This window comes from Flavobacterium fragile (assembly GCF_023634865.1).
Taxonomy (GTDB): domain Bacteria; phylum Bacteroidota; class Bacteroidia; order Flavobacteriales; family Flavobacteriaceae; genus Flavobacterium; species Flavobacterium fragile.
The window spans coordinates 221,719-239,878 of record NZ_JAMLJN010000005.1 but is presented as its reverse complement, the minus strand read 5'-3'; the positions used below and the strand labels follow the sequence as shown (position 1 = coordinate 239,878).

At 34.3% G+C, this 18,160-nt stretch carries 10 protein-coding genes; 5 read left to right on the top strand and 5 right to left on the bottom strand.

Features of this window, described 5'->3' with window-relative positions; genetic code table 11:
• The 3 genes from NAT47_RS08170 to NAT47_RS08160 all read right to left on the bottom strand — a co-directional run.
• The coding region (locus NAT47_RS08170; RefSeq protein ID WP_317236592.1) for a PKD-like domain-containing protein at positions 1–3,333 on the bottom strand (3,333 nt) is incomplete at its 3' end.
• A 695-nt stretch (positions 3,334–4,028) separates the two neighbouring features.
• The gene (locus NAT47_RS08165) at positions 4,029–5,483 is read right to left on the bottom strand and encodes an AAA family ATPase (RefSeq protein ID WP_250581905.1); all 1,455 of its coding nucleotides are present in this window, start codon (positions 5,481–5,483) and stop codon (positions 4,029–4,031) included.
• Between the two features lie 35 nt (positions 5,484–5,518).
• Positions 5,519–6,640 (bottom strand): vWA domain-containing protein, encoded by a 1,122-nt coding sequence (locus NAT47_RS08160; protein ID WP_250581904.1) that lies wholly within the window; start codon positions 6,638–6,640, stop codon positions 5,519–5,521.
• A gap of 450 nt (positions 6,641–7,090) precedes the next feature.
• On the opposite strand from NAT47_RS08160, the gene NAT47_RS08155 reads away from it, so the two are divergent.
• From NAT47_RS08155 to NAT47_RS08135, 5 genes are all read left to right on the top strand, one after another.
• Positions 7,091–7,618 carry a lipocalin family protein gene (locus NAT47_RS08155; protein WP_250581903.1) on the top strand — a complete coding sequence of 176 codons (528 nt, stop codon included), beginning with the start codon at positions 7,091–7,093 and terminating at the stop codon, positions 7,616–7,618.
• Positions 7,619–7,790: 172 nt separating this feature from the next.
• On the top strand, positions 7,791–10,697 hold the full coding sequence (locus NAT47_RS08150; protein WP_250581902.1) for an HD domain-containing protein: 2,907 nt from the start codon (positions 7,791–7,793) through the stop codon (positions 10,695–10,697).
• 2 nt (positions 10,698–10,699) lie between these two features.
• Positions 10,700–11,314 carry a Pycsar system effector family protein gene (locus NAT47_RS08145; RefSeq protein WP_317236591.1) on the top strand — a complete coding sequence of 205 codons (615 nt, stop codon included), beginning with the start codon at positions 10,700–10,702 and terminating at the stop codon, positions 11,312–11,314.
• Between the two features lie 90 nt (positions 11,315–11,404).
• The gene (locus NAT47_RS08140; RefSeq protein WP_250581901.1) at positions 11,405–14,986 is read left to right on the top strand and encodes a metallophosphoesterase; all 3,582 of its coding nucleotides are present in this window, start codon (positions 11,405–11,407) and stop codon (positions 14,984–14,986) included.
• A 5-nt stretch (positions 14,987–14,991) separates the two neighbouring features.
• A complete protein-coding gene (locus NAT47_RS08135) occupies positions 14,992–15,855 on the top strand; it encodes a hypothetical protein (protein WP_317236590.1) in 864 nt (287 codons plus the stop codon).
• A gap of 83 nt (positions 15,856–15,938) precedes the next feature.
• On the opposite strand, the gene NAT47_RS08130 is transcribed toward NAT47_RS08135, so the two are convergent.
• Both NAT47_RS08130 and NAT47_RS08125 read right to left on the bottom strand, forming a co-directional pair.
• Positions 15,939–17,372 (bottom strand): hypothetical protein, encoded by a 1,434-nt coding sequence (locus NAT47_RS08130; protein WP_250581900.1) that lies wholly within the window; start codon positions 17,370–17,372, stop codon positions 15,939–15,941.
• A 186-nt stretch (positions 17,373–17,558) separates the two neighbouring features.
• Positions 17,559–18,149, bottom strand: coding sequence for a hypothetical protein (locus NAT47_RS08125; RefSeq protein ID WP_250581899.1), 591 nt, complete (start codon positions 18,147–18,149; stop codon positions 17,559–17,561).
• Positions 18,150–18,160 lie beyond the last annotated feature (11 nt).

Sequence of the window (18,160 nt, the reverse complement as noted above, 5' to 3'; positions counted from 1 at the left end):
TAATGTAGAATTTGAAGGAGTGATGCTAAAAGACTCACCACTACAAATAGCCTCTGCAAAATTTTCAGTGATGCTAGGTTTCGGATTAACCGTAATTGTATAATTATAAGTACTACCTGCACAAGTACTGCCTCCTGTAGTAGCTGCTACTGCAGTATAGTTAACATCAATAGGTGCATTTGTAGTGTTTACTAAGTTTTGAGCAGGTATTGTGTTTGTACCTGAAGTGATTACCCCTGTAATTCCTGTAGGTTGCATAGCAGTCCAAGAGAAAGTAACCCCTGGAGTGGTACTGCTTAAATTTACCAAAGCAGAAGTTTCTCCCGAACAGATCGTTTGATTAGTAGGTGAGAAGTTCACTGCAGGACTAGGGTTTACAGTTACAGTCAAGGTAAAATTATTGGTACATGCGCTGCTACCTGATCCAGAAGTTGCTGTGATATTATAAACTACATTTATTGGATTACTAGTTGAATTGAGAAGTGTCTGGCCTATGTTACTTATAGGGGTGTTTTGATTAGAAGCACCTGTTATTCCTGCAGGTGCTGTTACTGTCCAATTGTAAGTAGTTCCTGATGGTAGAATTATACTTGGTGGATTATTACTTAAGGAAAGGTTAAAAGCAGTTCCAGAACAAACAGATAATGTTTGATTAGGTATTTGAGGTCTAGGATTAACTGTTACGTTCAATGTAAAGTTGCTAGTGCAAATAGAAGGGGCAGAACCAGTACTTGCAGTAATTGTGTAGATTACATCGATTGGAGCATTTGTTGTATTAACCAATGTTTGCCCAATAGAACTAACAGGTGTAGTTTGATTAGAAGCGCCTGTAATTCCACCAGGACTTGTAACTGTCCATGTAAAAGTAGTACCCAAAGGTAAAATTACGCTTGGAGGATTATTGCTTAAAGAAACTGTAAAAGCATTGCCTGAACATACTGATAAAGTTTGTGCTGGAACCAGTGGAGATGGATTTACAGTTATCACAAAATCTATAGGAGTCCCAACACATCCATTACTAGATGGAGTAACAGTATAAGTTACCGTACCTGATGTATTACTTGGATTGATTAAAGTAACACCAGGAATTATATTTCCCGTACCTGGAGTTGTAAAACCAGTTATTCCATTAGTAGCAGTTACAACCCAGTTAAAAACAGTTCCCGAAGCCATACTTGAACTAAGATTTATAGGAGATGTTGTTCCTCCAGTACAAATCGTTTGTGTCAAGTTTGTATTCGTGATAACAGGCATTTCTTTTAATATAAATGTAAATGAAGCTTGATTAGAGCCTGCACAATTACCATTTACTTGTACAGTTATAATATAAGTTTTATAAGCTGTAAAATTAATTTTCGGATATTGGCTATTCGCATTTGTTCCACCAACAAAAGAATAATCAGCAGGTGTTACTCCGAGACCCGAAACTGTCCATGTGAAATTTGTTGGGGCATATGGTGCCACACTATAAGTAGGTGTAGTGCCTACCTGACTAAAGTCTATTGTATGACCAGCTGGTGCCGCATCACAAATAGTCAAAGTATTAGGATTAAAACTAACCGTAGGATCTCCAAAAACTTCTATGATTCGAGGCGTAGAAGGGAACGTTCCACAAGAATTAGTTACATTTAGAACAACAGAATATGATCCAGGTTGTGTAAATAATATGTTTGCGTTTTGCGAAGAGGCATTGGTAGGCGCAACAAATTGATATCCAGAACTTGTGGCTGGTGTTCCTGCTACGGGGGTAACTGTCCAAGAATACGTAGGTTCTTGACAAGGTAAATTTAATACATTAGAAGTATTTGTAAATAAAATTGATGTGCCAGCGCAAATTGGGGATTGAGGCGAGTTTGTAAATGTCGGGGTAGGTATAGCTTCAATTTTTATAGTTTTGATTTTCACAGTTATTGTTTGACAACCAGCACCAAAATTTTTTGCTTCTAATTTTATTTCCCAACAACCAGGAATATTAACTTCATTTGATGGAATTATTAGATCATTACCTACTAACCAACTTGGATGATTATCTGAATCTATTAATTCAAAATCAGCATCTGTTGGTTTTTTAACATACCAATAATATCTTGGAGTTGTTAAACAACTCGTTGTCCCATACTGTCCTAAAACTGTTGTGTTTAGAGCAGTTATTGTAGTATTAATACATTGCTTTATTGGTAAATTAAAATCTGCAATTGGAGCTCTATTTGTATTAACTTTCTTTTCAGTACCGTTTCCATTTTGATAATAAATATCGCAATAATTATTGTTACTTCCAGAATTATAAACTCCTTTGTTAAATAATTTTAATTGAACTATAAAAAAACCAATATTTGGAGAAGTACCAACTGAGCAAGAAACATTATTGAATGTATGTCTTAATCCGGTAGTTGTTATTTTGTTTATTAATTGAGCTTGAGTATAGGTTTCATTTGGACTACCATCTCCAAAATCTATTGTATATTTAGATCCTTTATAATTTCTACCTATTCCAGATAAAGAATAATCAATTGAAAAATCAACATCATTACCTACACAAACCGTTTCATCATTTAGATTATTTAAGTTTGTTGAATTACCATGGAAAAGAAAAATATTTGAGAAAACAGAAATATTATTTGAATTCTTTTTTTCTAATTCAATAACATAAGATCCTATAGCTAAATTATCTGGTATTAAAAATTCATTATTAGTTAAATTAATTGGCAAATTAATTACATTGGAGGTGTTAATATCAATAAGCATTGCAGTGAATAGATTATTTACACCTACATCACATATTCTTAATTTTAATGCATTTGAATTATCTGTTAGTAAACTTGATGTAATTGCACCAGCGGAAGCATTAATTTTTCCAAAAATATTATTTATTAGATTATTGTTACAATTTTCACCTAAACAATTAAATGAAGAATTTCCAGAATTTTCTAGTAAAGATCTAAATTTTGGGATTCCAATTCCACCTCCATTTACAACATTAAAACTATTGGTCTCAACACTCAAAACTGGGTTTGTTGATCGTACTCTAAGTTTGTATGTTCCTGCTGCTAAACTATTAGGCAATACTCCATTAATAGCTGGTACGTAAAATTCATTTAATGTGTTTAAGACTGTTGGTGTAGTAAATGTTCCACCTGGATTAGATAATTCTAAAATAAATTGGTTATCCAATTGAAATACACCGGTAGGGTTAATAATTACAGAAACACCTGAGCCAGGAGTGTAGCTTGCCGAGTTGTTAAATCGGATAAGATTAATTTGTTGCGAATAAAGATTAAAGCTTGTTAAAGCAAAAAAGCAATTTAAAAGTAAAATCTTGTAAAATTTCCCCATTTTTTTTCTGTAATAAATTTATTAACTAGTGTTACTACCAAATAAAAAATCACCAAAAAAGTATATAACTTTATTTGACGATTTAATAGTTTTTTGTAGTTTTAGGTGATTGGGGTTTAAATGCAAAATATCTTGAGAATATTTGTGCTTGACAAATAAACAATTTTTTTTCGATAAAACTTTAATAACATCTTAAAAAAAACAGATTAAGCAGTATCTTAATCTTAAATTAACATGCAAAAAATAGAAAACTTTTTTTAAAAAATCTATCGAGGTTTTTATTTGTTTTAGAAGTCTATTTTCTCATTTTTTATTGATATGATAGTTTTTTATTTAATTTCCTAAACTTAATGTCAGTTTTGTATAGGGAATATCCATCAAAGTAATGTTTGAATTTGACAAAACAAATACTATTTAAGTACTATAAATATATAAGTAAGTACTTTTCTATTCACAACATTATACAAGGATAGGAAACCTTGGTATTGTCTGATATTGATTACTGACATAGTTATGTCTAAGGTTTGTTGACTCAAATTAAAAACCAACCCGATTTTTGAGAATGTCTAGCATACTTTAGTTATCAAGGCGAAAATCGGGCTAATGAAAGCCTAATGTTTATTTAAAAAATAAAAAATCGGACAAATTCTATTTGAATTCATCCGATTTTGACAACACCAGTGGTAAAAAAAGTGTTACAGTTTGTTGATATAGCTTCCAAACGGATCTTTGAAATGATAGCCGTTTTCAAAGCGATCTTTGCTTAGCTTTTTATAGGTCACCAATCCCCACAACACAAACTCTTTCATAAAGTATTTATCTTCCGGTAGGATATTGGGTTGGTATTTGTTGATGAGTGTTTCTAGAGGAGTGACGTCATCTAGAATTTCTTTGTATTCTTCGTCGCTACATTCGTCCATTAGTTTAAAACCAGTGGCAATGAACCATTCAACAATATCAGAATAGGCGTTTTTTTCGTCTATTTTCTCGATTCTTTCGATTTTTGGGAAATAAGCGGGGAAGAAGGTGTGTATGGCATTTTCAATTAGATTTACGGCTACTTGAGCTGCTCCTTCTTGTTCTCCTTCATACACAAGTTCTACTTTTCCTGTTATGGCTGGAATTATCCCCATGAAATCTGAAAGTCGTAAAGTGGTGGTATCGGTTCCATTTCTAAGTGCTCTGCGCTCTGCGGTGCTTAGTAGGTTTTCATAAGCGGTGATGCTCATACGTGCCGATACGCCTGATTTGTAATCGATATATTCGCTATCTCGGGCTTCAAAGCTGATTTGTTCAAGTAAATCTTTCGCTAAATATGGAACATATACGGTTTCGGTTTGGGTCTTGTCTAGTTTGGCTTCCTGATGGGTAATGGTTTTCGCTATCTCGATGGTTTCGGGATAGTGGGTTAAAATTTGGGAACCAATTCTATCTTTTAGCGGTGTTACTATGCTTCCTCTATTGGTATAATCTTCTGGATTGGCCGTAAATATGAATTGCATGTCTAACGGCATGCGCAATTTGAAACCTCTAATTTGAATGTCGCCTTCTTGAAGAATGTTGAATAAGGATACCTGGATTCGGGCTTGTAAATCGGGCAATTCATTGATGACGAATATACAGCGGTTGGCTCTCGGAATCATTCCGAAGTGAATCACTCGGTCATCGGCATATGACAATTTTAAATTGGCTGCTTTGATAGGGTCGATGTCACCTATTAAATCCGCTACGGTTACATCTGGAGTGGCTAATTTCTCAAAGAAGCGCTCGTCTCGGTGTAACCATGATATTGGGGTGTTGTCTCCTAATTCTGCAATAGTGTTTTTTGCGTATCTGGAGATGGGATGAAAAGGGTCGTCGTTAATCTCCGATCCTGTAACATACGGAATGTATTCGTCTAATAGCGTTACCATTTTTCTTGCCAATCGCGTTTTGGCTTGTCCTCGCAATCCTAGCAAGTTGATGTTGTGACGGGATAAAATGGCTCTTTCTAATTCCGGAATTACCGAATTCTCAAACCCATGAACGCCTTCAAATGTTGGGATTCCACTTTGAATCTTTTTTCGGAGGTTGTTTCTTAGTTCGTCTTTAATTGATTTTGATTGATATCCGGATGCTTTTAAATCGCCTAATGTTTTAATTTGGTTCATATTGCTGTTGTTCTAATGTATTAAACAGGGAATTGTTATTTAATTCGTTTCTTTCTGTTGGTTTCGTAATCGCTAAATATCATTTCGCCCAGTCCTTTCAAACCGGTGTAGAATGCTTTCCCCTGATTGGCTTCGGTAAAATTATCTACGAATTGTTGTAAATACGGATCGTTAGCAATCATAAACGTAGTAATGGGAATGTGCAACTTACGGGCTTGTTGGGCTTGATTGTAACATTTGTCCACGATGTATTCGTCTAAACCATTGCTGTTCATATAGTACCTTCCATCTTTTTCACGCACGCAGCTGGGTTTTCCATCTGTAATCATGAAAATTTGTTTGTTGGTATTTCGTTTGCGTCTTAAAATATCCATGGCCAATTGTAACCCTGCCACCGTGTTGGTATGATAAGGTCCCACTTTCAGATACGGTAAGTCCTGAATTTTGATGGTCCACGCATCGTTACCAAACACTAAAATATCTAGGATGTCTTTAGGGTAACGGGTAGTGATGAGTTCGGCTAGTGCCATGGCTACTTTCTTGGCAGGAGTAATTCGGTCTTCGCCATACAAAATCATGCTGTGCGAAATATCAATCATGAGTACGGTTGACATTTGCGATTTGTATTGGGCTTCTTCCACGATTAAATCGTTTTCGGTGATGGAGAATTCGTCCACTCCGTTATTGATTTGCGCGTTTTTAAGGCTTTCGGTTAGGGAAATTTGTTCAAGACTGTCGCCAAACTGAAATTCTCGGTACTCGCCGGTATGTTCGTCGCCTCTACCAGCATGTTTGATTTTGTGATTTCCGTTTCCTGATTTATTTAGGTTGCCAAAGATTTGTTCTAAGGCACTTTGTCTTATGGCACGTTCGGTTTTAGCTGTAATTCCGATGCCTCCTGAAGTTCCGTCGTCTTCAAATTCTTCTCTTATGTATCCTCGGGCTTTTAGATCTTCGATAAAATCATCTATGGTGTAGTCCTCGGTGGTGAGTTTGTATTCTACATCGAGTTGTCTTAACCAACTGATAGCTTCTTCAAAATCGCCTGAAGTATAGGTAATCAGCTCTTTAAAGATATCAAAGAGTTTTTCAAAGGGGGTTTGAAACGGTGCTTCGTATGTTTTGAAATAAAAACCTTTTTTACTCTCATTTTTCATAGATATAAAATTAAGGTGTTTTGTGGCTTAAATGGTGGTAACGTTTATTAATTTTTAGTTAAAAGTGGGGGATGGCTAGAGATTGTGTTGGAGTTGACTGGACTGAAGTCTAGCTTTATGATATGGGTAGAGCCTATGGTTCTTGGGTGTGAGGTTGTGTGGTAGTTTTGCAGGGACGGTTTGTGTTGTGCTTATGTCGACTGGACTGAAGTCCAGCCTTATGATATGGGTCGAGCCTATGGCTCTTGGGTGTGAGGTTGTGTGATAGTTTTTAGGGATGTTTTGTGTTGTTTTGGAGTCCACTGGACTGAAGTTATTTGTTTTGGACGTTTCTTCTTAAATAGGGATTAACGAATAAAGTATGTTTTAAAAAATATATTTCATTTCAAATGGATCACCGTTTAAAACTTTGTAAATTTACCTGCTAAAATATTTATTCCCCAAATAATCATGAAAATTAAATTTTTAATTCCGTTACTAGTTGTTTTAGTGCTTACTTCTTGTACTTCAATCCCCGACGGAGCGGTAGCTGTATCTCCCTTTGAAAAAGAACGTTATTTAGGCAAATGGTATGAAATTGCTCGATTGGATTTTAGATATGAGCGTAATTTGAGTAATACTACAGCAACCTATTCTTTAAACGATAATGGTACTATTAAAGTTGACAATCAAGGATATCATACTAAAAAAGAAGAGTGGCGACAAGCTATAGGAAAGGCTAAATTTGTTGGCGATGAAAATGTAGGTTTGTTGAAAGTTTCTTTTTTTGGTCCTTTTTATTCTGGTTATAATGTAATTGCTGTAGATGATCAGTATCAATATGCTTTAGTTGCTGGAGAGAGTTTGGATTGTTTGTGGATTTTATCGCGAACTCCTCAGATACCTCAGCGTATTAAAGAAAAATATCTCAAAAAGGCAGCTTCTATTGGGTATAATACCGATGATCTTTTGTGGGTGCAACACGATAAAGTGGAATAAGATTCATTTTTTTAAAATCTTTTTAAGCCTAGCTATTTTAGTTACTTTATATATTTTTAAATAACTCTGAATTTTATTCGATAGTTTTTTTCTTTAGTGTCATAAAGTTAAAGTATGTTTAGAGTCGGGTATTGCCATCTAAATTTTGCTTAAATTTGTTAAAACAAATGCTATGATTAAGAACTATAAATATTTAAGTCCTTTCAGGGTATTGATTTCCTTTCATAAGATTATCGAATCATTGGAAGCTATAGCATTGTCTGATATTGATTATCGATCTAATTACGCCAAAGGTTTGTTGGCCCAAATTCAAAATAAACCCGAGTTTAGAGAAGGAATCGACCAACTTAGTTTTCTCGATGAAAATGAGGAACTGATTCATTACCTTCTAGCCGATTTGTTTCCAACTGCTTTAACGCACAACGAAATAAAAGCGGCTACGCTTCCGTTTTATGATATCACGTTTAACTATTCGGAACGGTTTAAGAAAATCCTTAATGAAGCTCAAGGTTCGTTTGATATCCGTATTCGGGACATGGATGACCATCAGTTCTACATTATGAACTGTATCCTTATTTTAAATCGTTATTACCATCAAAATATTGATTTTGGTAAGCCATTGTTTTATGATATTCCCGATGAAAAAGGGGTTTTAAAGCATTACCGAATATTATATAATGGTGATTTTATAGAAATACTTCCTACCGAACGCACTACGTTTTTAACTCAGGAACAAATAGAGGAGTTGATTGATAATTATGATGATTTGGATCTTTGGAAAAAAGCATTTCCCGAAGATTCTTGGATATTGAAAGGATTTGCCATCGTATCATTAGTCGATGTTACTGTTGAGAGTGCCGTTTCTAATTTAAAATCCAATTTATTAAAATCGGATGCGCATGAGGAGCAGCATTATGATAGTTTTGAATCGATTTTCCGTTCTGTATTTAAGATTCCCGATTTAAAAATTGGATTTACTTTTTATAACGAGGAAGAAGATCGATTTACCAAACCACCGTTTCGAGATGAAAACCTCAAAAGTTTTATTCTTTTAGATGAAAAAGAAGCCGATTGTAAAAATGTGCTTTGTGGTGGTTCGTATGAAAATTTAATTGAAAATAACCAACCTTACGTTATTCCAAACGTAACAGAATATGCTTCCCAACAACATGGAAACGATCGTTTTTCTCAACATTTATTGCATGAAGGCGTTCAAAGTTTCTTATTGGCTCCTGTTACTAAAGATGGTAAGCTTTTGGGGCTAATAGAGCTAGCATCCTCTAGTGTTCGCGCTTTGAATTCGATCAACGTGCATAAATTAGATTTGCTGTTGCCTTATTTGTCCGATACTATCGAAAAGTATAGCATTGATATGATGCATCAAATGGAGGCGATAATTCAGAAAGAATATACGTCGATACATCCAAGTGTATATTGGAAATTTAAAAAAGAGGCGAGAAACTATTTGTATTTTAAAAATACGGTTGAAGAGTATAATTTTAAAGAAATTGTTTTCAAAGAAGTGTATCCGTTGTATGGACAAATCGACATCAAAGGATCCTCTGAAAACAGAATAAATGCTATTGTTACTGATTTAAAAGCGCAAATTCATCACATCATTCGACTCATAGATGTTTTAAATTCCGATAAAAAAATCAGTGTTATTGACCAGAAGAAATTTGAATTGGGACATTTTTTAGAAGAATTAGACCAACCTTTTAAAAACGATTTAGAACAAAATATTTACCACTATATCGAAACCGAAATTCACCCTCTTTTAAAACATTCAGGCTTAAATAAAAGTAGCAAAAGTGTAATCAACGATTATTTCAGTAAGATTGATGAAAAGACGGGTATGTTTTATCAAACCCGAAAAGATTTTGAAGATTCCATCATGGCTATCAATAAGAAAATGGCCGCTATTTTGGATGCGAAACAGCAAGCTGCTCAGGAAATTTTTCCTCATTACTATGAGCGTTTTAAAACTGATGGGGTTGAACATAATTTATATATAGGGGCTTCTATAGAACCTAACGAAGAATTTAGTTTGATGTATTTGCATAATTTGCGTTTGTGGCAATTGGAAACGCTTTGCGAAATGGAGATTGAACATCACAAAATTAAAAAAAACTTACCTTGTGCGCTGGATGTAACGTCTTTAATCTTAGCATTTAGCACGCCGATTTCGATTCGTTTTAGAATGGATGAAAAACGTTTTGATGTTGACGGTTCTTACAATGCGCGTTATGAAGTGGTGAAAAAACGCATCGATAAAGCATTGGTTAAAAACTCAAACGAGCGTATTACACAACAAGGAAAAATCACCATTGTGTATTCTAATGTATCGGAAGAAAAAGAATACCTCAAGTACATTAAGTTCTTACAGCACAAGGATAAATTAGAAGCTACAATAGAAAAGTTGGAAGTAGAGGATTTGCAATCGGTTTCTGGATTAAAAGCCCTTCGTGTACAAGTAAAACACGATGATTCTGATTTGATACTTGAGGCAGAAAAATTCATTACCCAACTTTTACAAGAGCGTTTGGATGGCAAGTTTTCGTATCACAACTTACAACATACAAAAGATGTGGTGGCAGCTATCGAAACTTTATGTAAGGCGGAACAAGTGGAAGAGACCGCCACTAAGGCTTTACTTTTAGCGGGTTGGTTTCACGATGCTGGATATGTTGAATGTTCTGAGAATCATGAACAGCGAAGTGTTGGTTTAGCTCAGGAATTTTTATCTTCAAAAAAGGCAACGGTATCGTTACAAGAAATGGTATCGCGTTTGATTTTGGCTACCCAATATCATCATGTTCCTGAAAGTCCATTGGAAGCTATTATGAAAGATGCTGATTATGTGCATTTGGCCAATGAAAATTATCCCGAAACGCTAGAACGTTTACGAAAAGAATGGGAACACGATATTGACAAAAAATATTGTAACTTCGATTGGTTTACACTCAACATCGAATTTTTAGAACAACATCACTATTACACCACGTATGCCCAAAAACACTGGCAACGTTTGAAAGAACAGAATTTGAAAATAATTGCAGCACAATTGCAAAATCAATAATTATGGAAGAAAACTATACTCAAAATCAAGATATAACTTCAACTTCAAGTGTAGAAATCGAAGGAGGTAAAAAGAAAAATAAAGAAAGAACCGAACGTGGAATTGATACCATGTTTCGTACTACGCTAAACAATCATAACAATTTAAGTGGTATGGTTGATAATAAAGCGAATATTTTACTATCGGTCAACGCTATTATTATTTCGGTTTCATTGACTACGATTATTCCGAAGTTAGATAATCCTTCTAATGCGCATTTAATCATCCCAACCCTGATTTTAATTATTTCTAGTGTGATTGCGATAACTTTTGCCATTTTAGCCACGCGTCCGAGTATTACTAATGGAAGTTTTACCCGTAAAGAAGTAGAAGACAAAAAGGTTAATTTGTTGTTTTTTGGTAATTTTTACAAAATGTCTTTTGAAGATTATAGTTGGGCCATGAACGAACTTATCAAGGACAAAGAATATGTTTATAATTCTATGATTAAAGATTTGTATAATTTGGGGATTGTTTTAGAAAAGAAATACCGATTGCTTCGAATAGCGTATACGTTTTTCATGTTTGGCATTATCATTTCGGTGGTAGCTTTTTTAGTAGCTTTTAAATTTAGATAATCAAAACACATGAAGTTCTTAAAGCTTTTCTTTCTCGTACTGATTGTTCAGTCTTGTGCTACTTATAAACCACAATATCATTCCCAATCAATGGCGGAACCAGTAGTGGGAGCCTCTAAAATAGAACATACTTTTTTTCTAGTAGGAGATGCAGGTAATGGCATGTTTCAAGACAGTATTCTTCATTTTGAAGGATTGCGACAGCGGTTAAAAAAGGCTGATAAAAACAGTACTTTACTTTTTTTAGGAGATAATATTTATCCCTCCGGAATGCCAGAGGAAGGTACTAATCAGCGAAAGGAAGCAGAACAAAAACTACAAGAGCAAATCGATTTTGCTAAGGATTTTAAAGGGAAAACTATTTTTATTCCTGGCAATCATGATTGGTACAATCAAGGTAATGAAGGATTAAAAAGACAGCAAGAATTTGTAACAAGTAAGTTAGGAAAGAAATCTTTTTTACCAAAGGATGGCTGTCCGTTAGAAACGATTACGATTTCAGAAGATATTACTTTGATTCTTGTAGATTCGCAGTGGTTTATTACGAATTGGGACAACTATCCCACAATTAACGAAAATTGTGATATCCAAACTCGAAATCACTTCTTAGAGGAATTCCGTAATGAAATAAAAAAAGCACGCGGCAAAACCACTATAGTAGCCATTCACCATCCTATGTTTACCGATGGATCACATGGCGGAAAATTTTCATTCAAAAGCCATTTATCACCTTTACCCATATTAGGAAGTTTGAAAAATTTACTTCGAAAAACAACTGGAGTGAGTAATGCTGATATTCAAAATACCCACTATAACGAATTAAAGAAAAATTTGATTGCTGCAGCTCAGCAAAACGATCAGGTGCTATTTGTTTCGGGGCATGATCATAGTTTGCAGTATTTAGTTCAAAATAACATTCCGCAAATCATCAGTGGGGCTGGTTCCAAAGTTTCTCCGGTTCGCTTATCTAAAAATGGATTTTATGGTCATGGTGTGAAAGGATATGCCCTATTGGAGGTTTTTGAAAATGGGGCTTCGCAAGTGCAATTCTTTGATGCTGTTTCCGATGTTTTAACTTATAAAACGTTAGTAAAAGCCCCTTTAACCAATAAAGTTCCGACAGAATTTTCCGAACAATTTCCCGATTCAGTAACGGTTTCCATTTATAAAACAGATGAAACAACAAAAAGCAAGTTTTATAAAACACTTTGGGGCGAACGCTATCGTAAGTATTACAGTATACCCGTTACTGCAAAAGTAGCTACTTTAGATACTTTGATGGGGGGATTAACTCCTATTAGAAAAGGAGGTGGTACTCAATCGAAAACTTTACGTTTAAAAACTAAAGATGGCAAACAATATGTAATACGTGCTATGAAAAAGAATGCCTCTCAATACATTCAAGCAGCGATGTTTAAAGACCAGTTTGTTCAGCAGCAGTTTGAAAATACGGCTTCGGAAGATTTGGTAGAGGATGTGTTTACTGGAGCTTATCCGTATGCCCCTTTTATTGTAGGCCCTCTATCGGATGCTATTTCCCTTCATAAGTTGAATTCGAAATTGTATTATATTCCCAAACAAGCAGCCTTAGGTAAGTTTAATACCGAGTTTGGCGATGAGTTGTACCTTTTTGAAGAACATGCAGCAGATGGAAACTTAGAATTAGAAGAAAAAGATTTTACGGGAAAGATTTACAGTACTTATGAAGTGATACAATTGCTTCAAGAAGATGAAAAATATCGTGTTGATGAAAAGCAGTACATCAGAGCCCGATTATTTGATATGTTGATTGGCGATTGGGACCGACACCAAGACCAATGGCGCTGGTTGGAATTCAATGAGAACGACAAAATTGTTTTCAAACCACTGCCAAGAGACCGCGATCAGGCGTTTTCCATTATGTCGGATGGTTTTATATTAGGAGCTGCAGTGAAGTTAATTCCTATGGCTAAATTATTACGCAAGTATGAAACTGATTTGGAAGATGTAAAAGGATTTAATTTGGAACCGTTTCCTTTGGACAAAGCTTTCATACGTAATTTAAACGCTTCCGATTGGATTACAGAAGCGGTGTTTATTCAAAATCAGATTACGGATGAAGTGATAGAAAAAGCATTTTCCAACATCCCAAAAGAATTAGCTAGTCCGACCATCACTTACTTAAAAACGGTTTTACAAGCACGTAAAGCCAATTTACAGAAAATAGCCAGTCGCTATTTCGATCTGTTGAGTCGTTATGCGGTACTTACAGGAACTGATAAGAAAGATGTTTTTACAATTCGCAATGTAAGTCCGGATGTCCTTGAAGTTACACTTTCTAGAAAGAAAAAAGACGAACGTATTGTACCTTATTTCACTACAGTTTACAATACGAATATTACAAAAGAACTTTGGTTGTATGGTTTAGATGATGACGATGTATTTGAAGTCATTGGAACCACAGATAAAACTAAAATTCGATTGATTGGAGGACACAATAACGATCAATATTTAGTTCCCAATGGTAAAAATGTCATTATTTATGATTACGAATCTAAGAATAATGATGTTTCACAAGCACAAAAGGCAAGACTGCAACTGCGCGATACTTATGATGCGAATACTTATGATTATAAGAAAATCAGGAGAAATCAAACGCAAGTTATTCCGACTATTGGAGCTAATCCTGATGATGGTTTGAAGCTAGGGGTGAATACTTTGTTTACAAAGTTGGGTTTTGAGCGTCATCCGTTTACGAGCCAACATCAAGTAAAAACGGCTTATTATTTTGCCACTGAAGGATATGAACTCAATTATCGTTTTGAAATGGCTAATGTAATTCGCGATGTAAATTTTGAGTTGAATGCCGGCATGCAGAGTCCGAACTTTACCTTTAACTTTTTTGGTTTTGGTAATGCAACTCCTAACTATGATGGTGATTTAAGTTTGGATTACAATCGTGTTAAAGTAAGAAGTTTGCATTTTAATCCGCAACTAAAATGGAGTAGTAGATCGGGAGTAAACATGGCTTGGGGTATGCGTTATGAAAATATCGAAGTACATAAAACGACTGGAAGATTAGTATCCATCCCTACTGTTTTACCTAATTACATTTTTGATGAGGTACAATTTTTAGGAACTGATTTTACGTTTCAATTTGAGAATTTTGACCATAAAGCGTATCCGACTATGGGAATGAAGTTTGCCCTAACAGCAGGGTATAAGACCAATTTAGACAACAATTCTAGACAATATAGTTATCTTATTCCTGAAATTAGTTTCAATCACAAGATTGATGCTTTGGGGAAATGGGTAGTGGCGACCAAATTGAAAAGTCAGGTTAATTTTGGAAATGATTTCGAGTTTTATCAAGCAGCTACGATAGGAGGAATTGATGGTTTGCGTGGGTTTAGGAACCAACGATTTACTGGAAATCAGTCGTTTTATCAAAATACCGATTTACGATATAGTTTTAGTTCGATGAAAACCCGTTTGATTCCTTTGCGAATGGGCTTGTATTCTGGTTTTGATTATGGAAGAGTTTGGTTGGATGGCGAATATTCTAAAAAATGGCATAACTCTTATGGAGGTGGATTTTTTATTACAGGAGCGGAATTGATAACCGCGAATGTGGGATTGTTTCATTCGGCAGATGGTTTTAGAGGAGCGTTTTCCTTAGGATTTCAATTTTAATTAAGATGAGAAAGATGCATAAATTGTTGTTAGTTGGGTTTTGGATCCTATTTTCTTCGTGTCAACAGCAAGAGGCAACGCCTTTGCAAGTGATACAAGATTTTCCAAAGGGACTCAAAGAGGTTTCGGGTATTGCGTATTCTGATGGGCTTATTTATGCTTTAGAAGACAGTGGTAATCCTAATGAAGTAGTGGTGTTAGACACCTTGGGTAAAATTGTAAAAACGATTACTATCGCTGGTATAGCTAATACCGATTGGGAAGATTTAACCTTTGATAAACAAGGTAATTTGTATATTGGTGATTTTGGAAATAATGATAATACTCGACAAGATTTGGCCATTTACAAAGTTGAAAAAGGACAATTGCAGAACAATACCGTCGATTCGGTAGCTAAAATTTCATTCTATTATCCTGAACAAACCCAGTTTCCACCAAATAAAAAAGAAATGTTCTATGATGTAGAAGCTTTTTTTGTCTATGGCGATCACTTTTATTTGTTTACTAAAAACAGAAGTAAAGGTTTTGATGGTACGAGTTATGTCTATCAAATCCCGAATGTGCCCGGTCATCATCGAGCTCAATTAGTGGATAAAATTATAACTTGTAGCGATTATCATAACTGTGTTATTACCAGCGCTGCTATTAGTCCAGATGGTTCTACTTTTGCCTTATTATCACATTCGAAAGTTTGGTTGTTTCAACAATATCCAAAAGACGATATCACGAAAGGAAAAATGACCGAATTGAATTTACACCATTATTCTCAAAAGGAAGCGATTACTTTTACGGATAATAACCAAGTTTTTATTGCAGATGAAAGAGTTAAGAAAGAAGGAGGGACTTTGTATCGCTTGAAGTTGAGATAGGGATATAAATTTAAATGAAAAACCGCTTTAGTTTTGTTCCTAAAGCGGTTTTTCTTTCTGTTGTAGTCGTAATGCTATATCTTTTATTTCAAATTAAAAATATTGAATGAAATTCCGAAATAATATCCAAAGTCGTATACATTTTTAGTAAAGCTGTCCACATCGTTTAAATTGGTATAATCACCTACTTGTAAGCCATTGGTTAGTTTTTTAACAGGTCCGAAAGCTACTCCTGCAGATAAAGCCAAACGACTTTTATTTCCTAAAATTAAGGAAGGACCAAACAAATAATTCACCCCATTGATACCTTCTGCAATTGGAATAGAAAGTCCAAAACTACCACCCAAGTTGAAGTTCTCAGAAATCACAGGATAGAAGTTAATTAAAGTACTCAAATTAGGAATAAAATAGTTGTTTTTTTCTGCTCCGATGATACCATTTTCATCAATAAAGTAATCAAAAGATTTGGATTGAAAATTATTTAATGTCAAGGCTACGCTGGTATTGATTTTAAAGCCACCTTTTGAAAATATTTTAACGTGTCGTGTTTTTAGAGTTGTTACAGCATCATCATCGTCTAACTCATTAGCAAATTCACTTTGTTCAAATTTAAGTTCTAAGTTAACTTTATCAGCAGCAATTTCGTAATCATAAGTTTGTTCAAAAGATGCTGATTCTAATGAAGTGTATAAGGCTTCAATTTTATTTAAGTTTTCTGCTGTCCAATTCGAAGATTCGTCTAGTTGTGAAAGTATGCTTTCTAGATACGAATACGTACTGTTTTGTGCTCTTAATTCTCCTAATGAAATGGATTCTTTTTGGTTGTCAGATTTTTTAGATAATTCACCTTTCATTTCGTTTACGTTGAATACGATGAAATTAGCATCTTCTTTAATAATTTTTTTTAGGCTTGCTAAGTAGACGTGAAAGTTATCATTAGGATCTGCTAAACGGCTGTCTGTTTGAAGAGCTGCTACTTTTTTAATGTTGTTTAAAATGGTTTCCTTGTCTAGATTTGGATTCGTTAAGTTGGCTAAAAAAGTTCTTTTCAAAGCATCTACATTAGAGGATATGGTATTTAAATGTGAAAACTTATTTTCAACCAATGAACTTCTCGATGATGTTTCACCAAAGATGTCTTTGTTTACATAAGAAGGTGTATCAAGGTTTTCGGGTAATTTGGTAATATTTAGTTTTAAATCGCCATTTGTCATAGAAGTAATACCGCCCAACAAATTACCAAAGTTATAACCACCCGAACCCGTTGCGTGAATTTCTTCTTCTTGAATATCGGTTTTGATGTTCACCGCAAAAGGGTTTATGTTGAGCATTTTAATTTCAATTAAACTATTGCGTTTGAATCTAGGATGGCTAAGTGTATCTATGACTTCATATGCCTTGTTTAACTTAAAGTATTCGAAGTTATCCGTTTTATAATCGTATTGGATTCTGTATTTCTCTTGCGCTAATACAAAAGTAGTTCCTAGTAAAAGAGCTGTTATTAAGAGTATTCTCATTCTTAATTTGATTTATACCCAAATATACGAAAATTATTCGTTATTTTTTATCAATATATTAGAAATGTTAGGTTTTAATTCTTTGATGATGGATTGATAGTTTGGAGTTTCGGTAATAAAAATTCCTAATTTTATTTTAGCATAACTGATTTTAATAGAATAATTATCAATTATTTAGATGTAATTTTATTGCAGTGATTGGAAATACAATATTCCCGCTTCAGCATTTTTTTTGTTTTGTTTTTGGTTTTTCTTATTCAAAAGATTATTCATAATTTTATTAGAATTTTCAATCATCTTTTTTCGATGTTCCTCGGGTGAATCACTAAAATAAAAATTAAAATCATCTCTAATATTCAGTTCTTTATCCATTGTCTTTTCTTTAAAAGTCTTATGAGTGTTTATCATTTCCTGCCATAAACTGTCGTAAGAAGTTTTGTCATTGTAGGCTTCGTGATAAACTAATTGGTACAAATAGTTGTCATTTTTAGTTGCTGTGGCATTGATTTCCTTTTGAGTAAACATTAATTTTTCTTTTAAATTCACTGCTTTCATCAGGTTTTTTACGCTGTGTAGAAATTCAAAATAATAAATTTCTAACGTAGCAGCTATAATTTTTGATTCTGAGTTGTCTTCTTCAACTAAAATTTGAGTACGATCGTTTATAGAACTTTCATTTATCTCTTTTATTATTTTAGGATTGGTGATAGAAAATTGACCATTGATTTTGTTAGAGATGAGAAGGAGTGGTAGGACTAGTAGAATTTTTATTTTCATTTTTATAATGG

What these genes read in the sequence shown, in the direction of transcription:
- NAT47_RS08145 (WP_317236591.1), top strand. Translation starts at nt 10,700, where the DNA reads ATGGAAGAAAACTATACTCAAAATCAAGATATAACTTCAACTTCAAGT.
- NAT47_RS08125 (WP_250581899.1), bottom strand. Translation starts at nt 18,149, where the DNA reads ATGAAAATAAAAATTCTACTAGTCCTACCACTCCTTCTCATCTCTAAC.
- NAT47_RS08130 (WP_250581900.1), bottom strand. Translation starts at nt 17,372, where the DNA reads ATGAGAATACTCTTAATAACAGCTCTTTTACTAGGAACTACTTTTGTA.
- NAT47_RS08150 (WP_250581902.1), top strand. Translation starts at nt 7,791, where the DNA reads ATGATTAAGAACTATAAATATTTAAGTCCTTTCAGGGTATTGATTTCC.
- NAT47_RS08165 (WP_250581905.1), bottom strand. Translation starts at nt 5,483, where the DNA reads ATGAACCAAATTAAAACATTAGGCGATTTAAAAGCATCCGGATATCAA.
- NAT47_RS08155 (WP_250581903.1), top strand. Translation starts at nt 7,091, where the DNA reads ATGAAAATTAAATTTTTAATTCCGTTACTAGTTGTTTTAGTGCTTACT.
- NAT47_RS08160 (WP_250581904.1), bottom strand. Translation starts at nt 6,640, where the DNA reads ATGAAAAATGAGAGTAAAAAAGGTTTTTATTTCAAAACATACGAAGCA.
- NAT47_RS08135 (WP_317236590.1), top strand. Translation starts at nt 14,992, where the DNA reads ATGAGAAAGATGCATAAATTGTTGTTAGTTGGGTTTTGGATCCTATTT.
- NAT47_RS08140 (WP_250581901.1), top strand. Translation starts at nt 11,405, where the DNA reads ATGGCGGAACCAGTAGTGGGAGCCTCTAAAATAGAACATACTTTTTTT.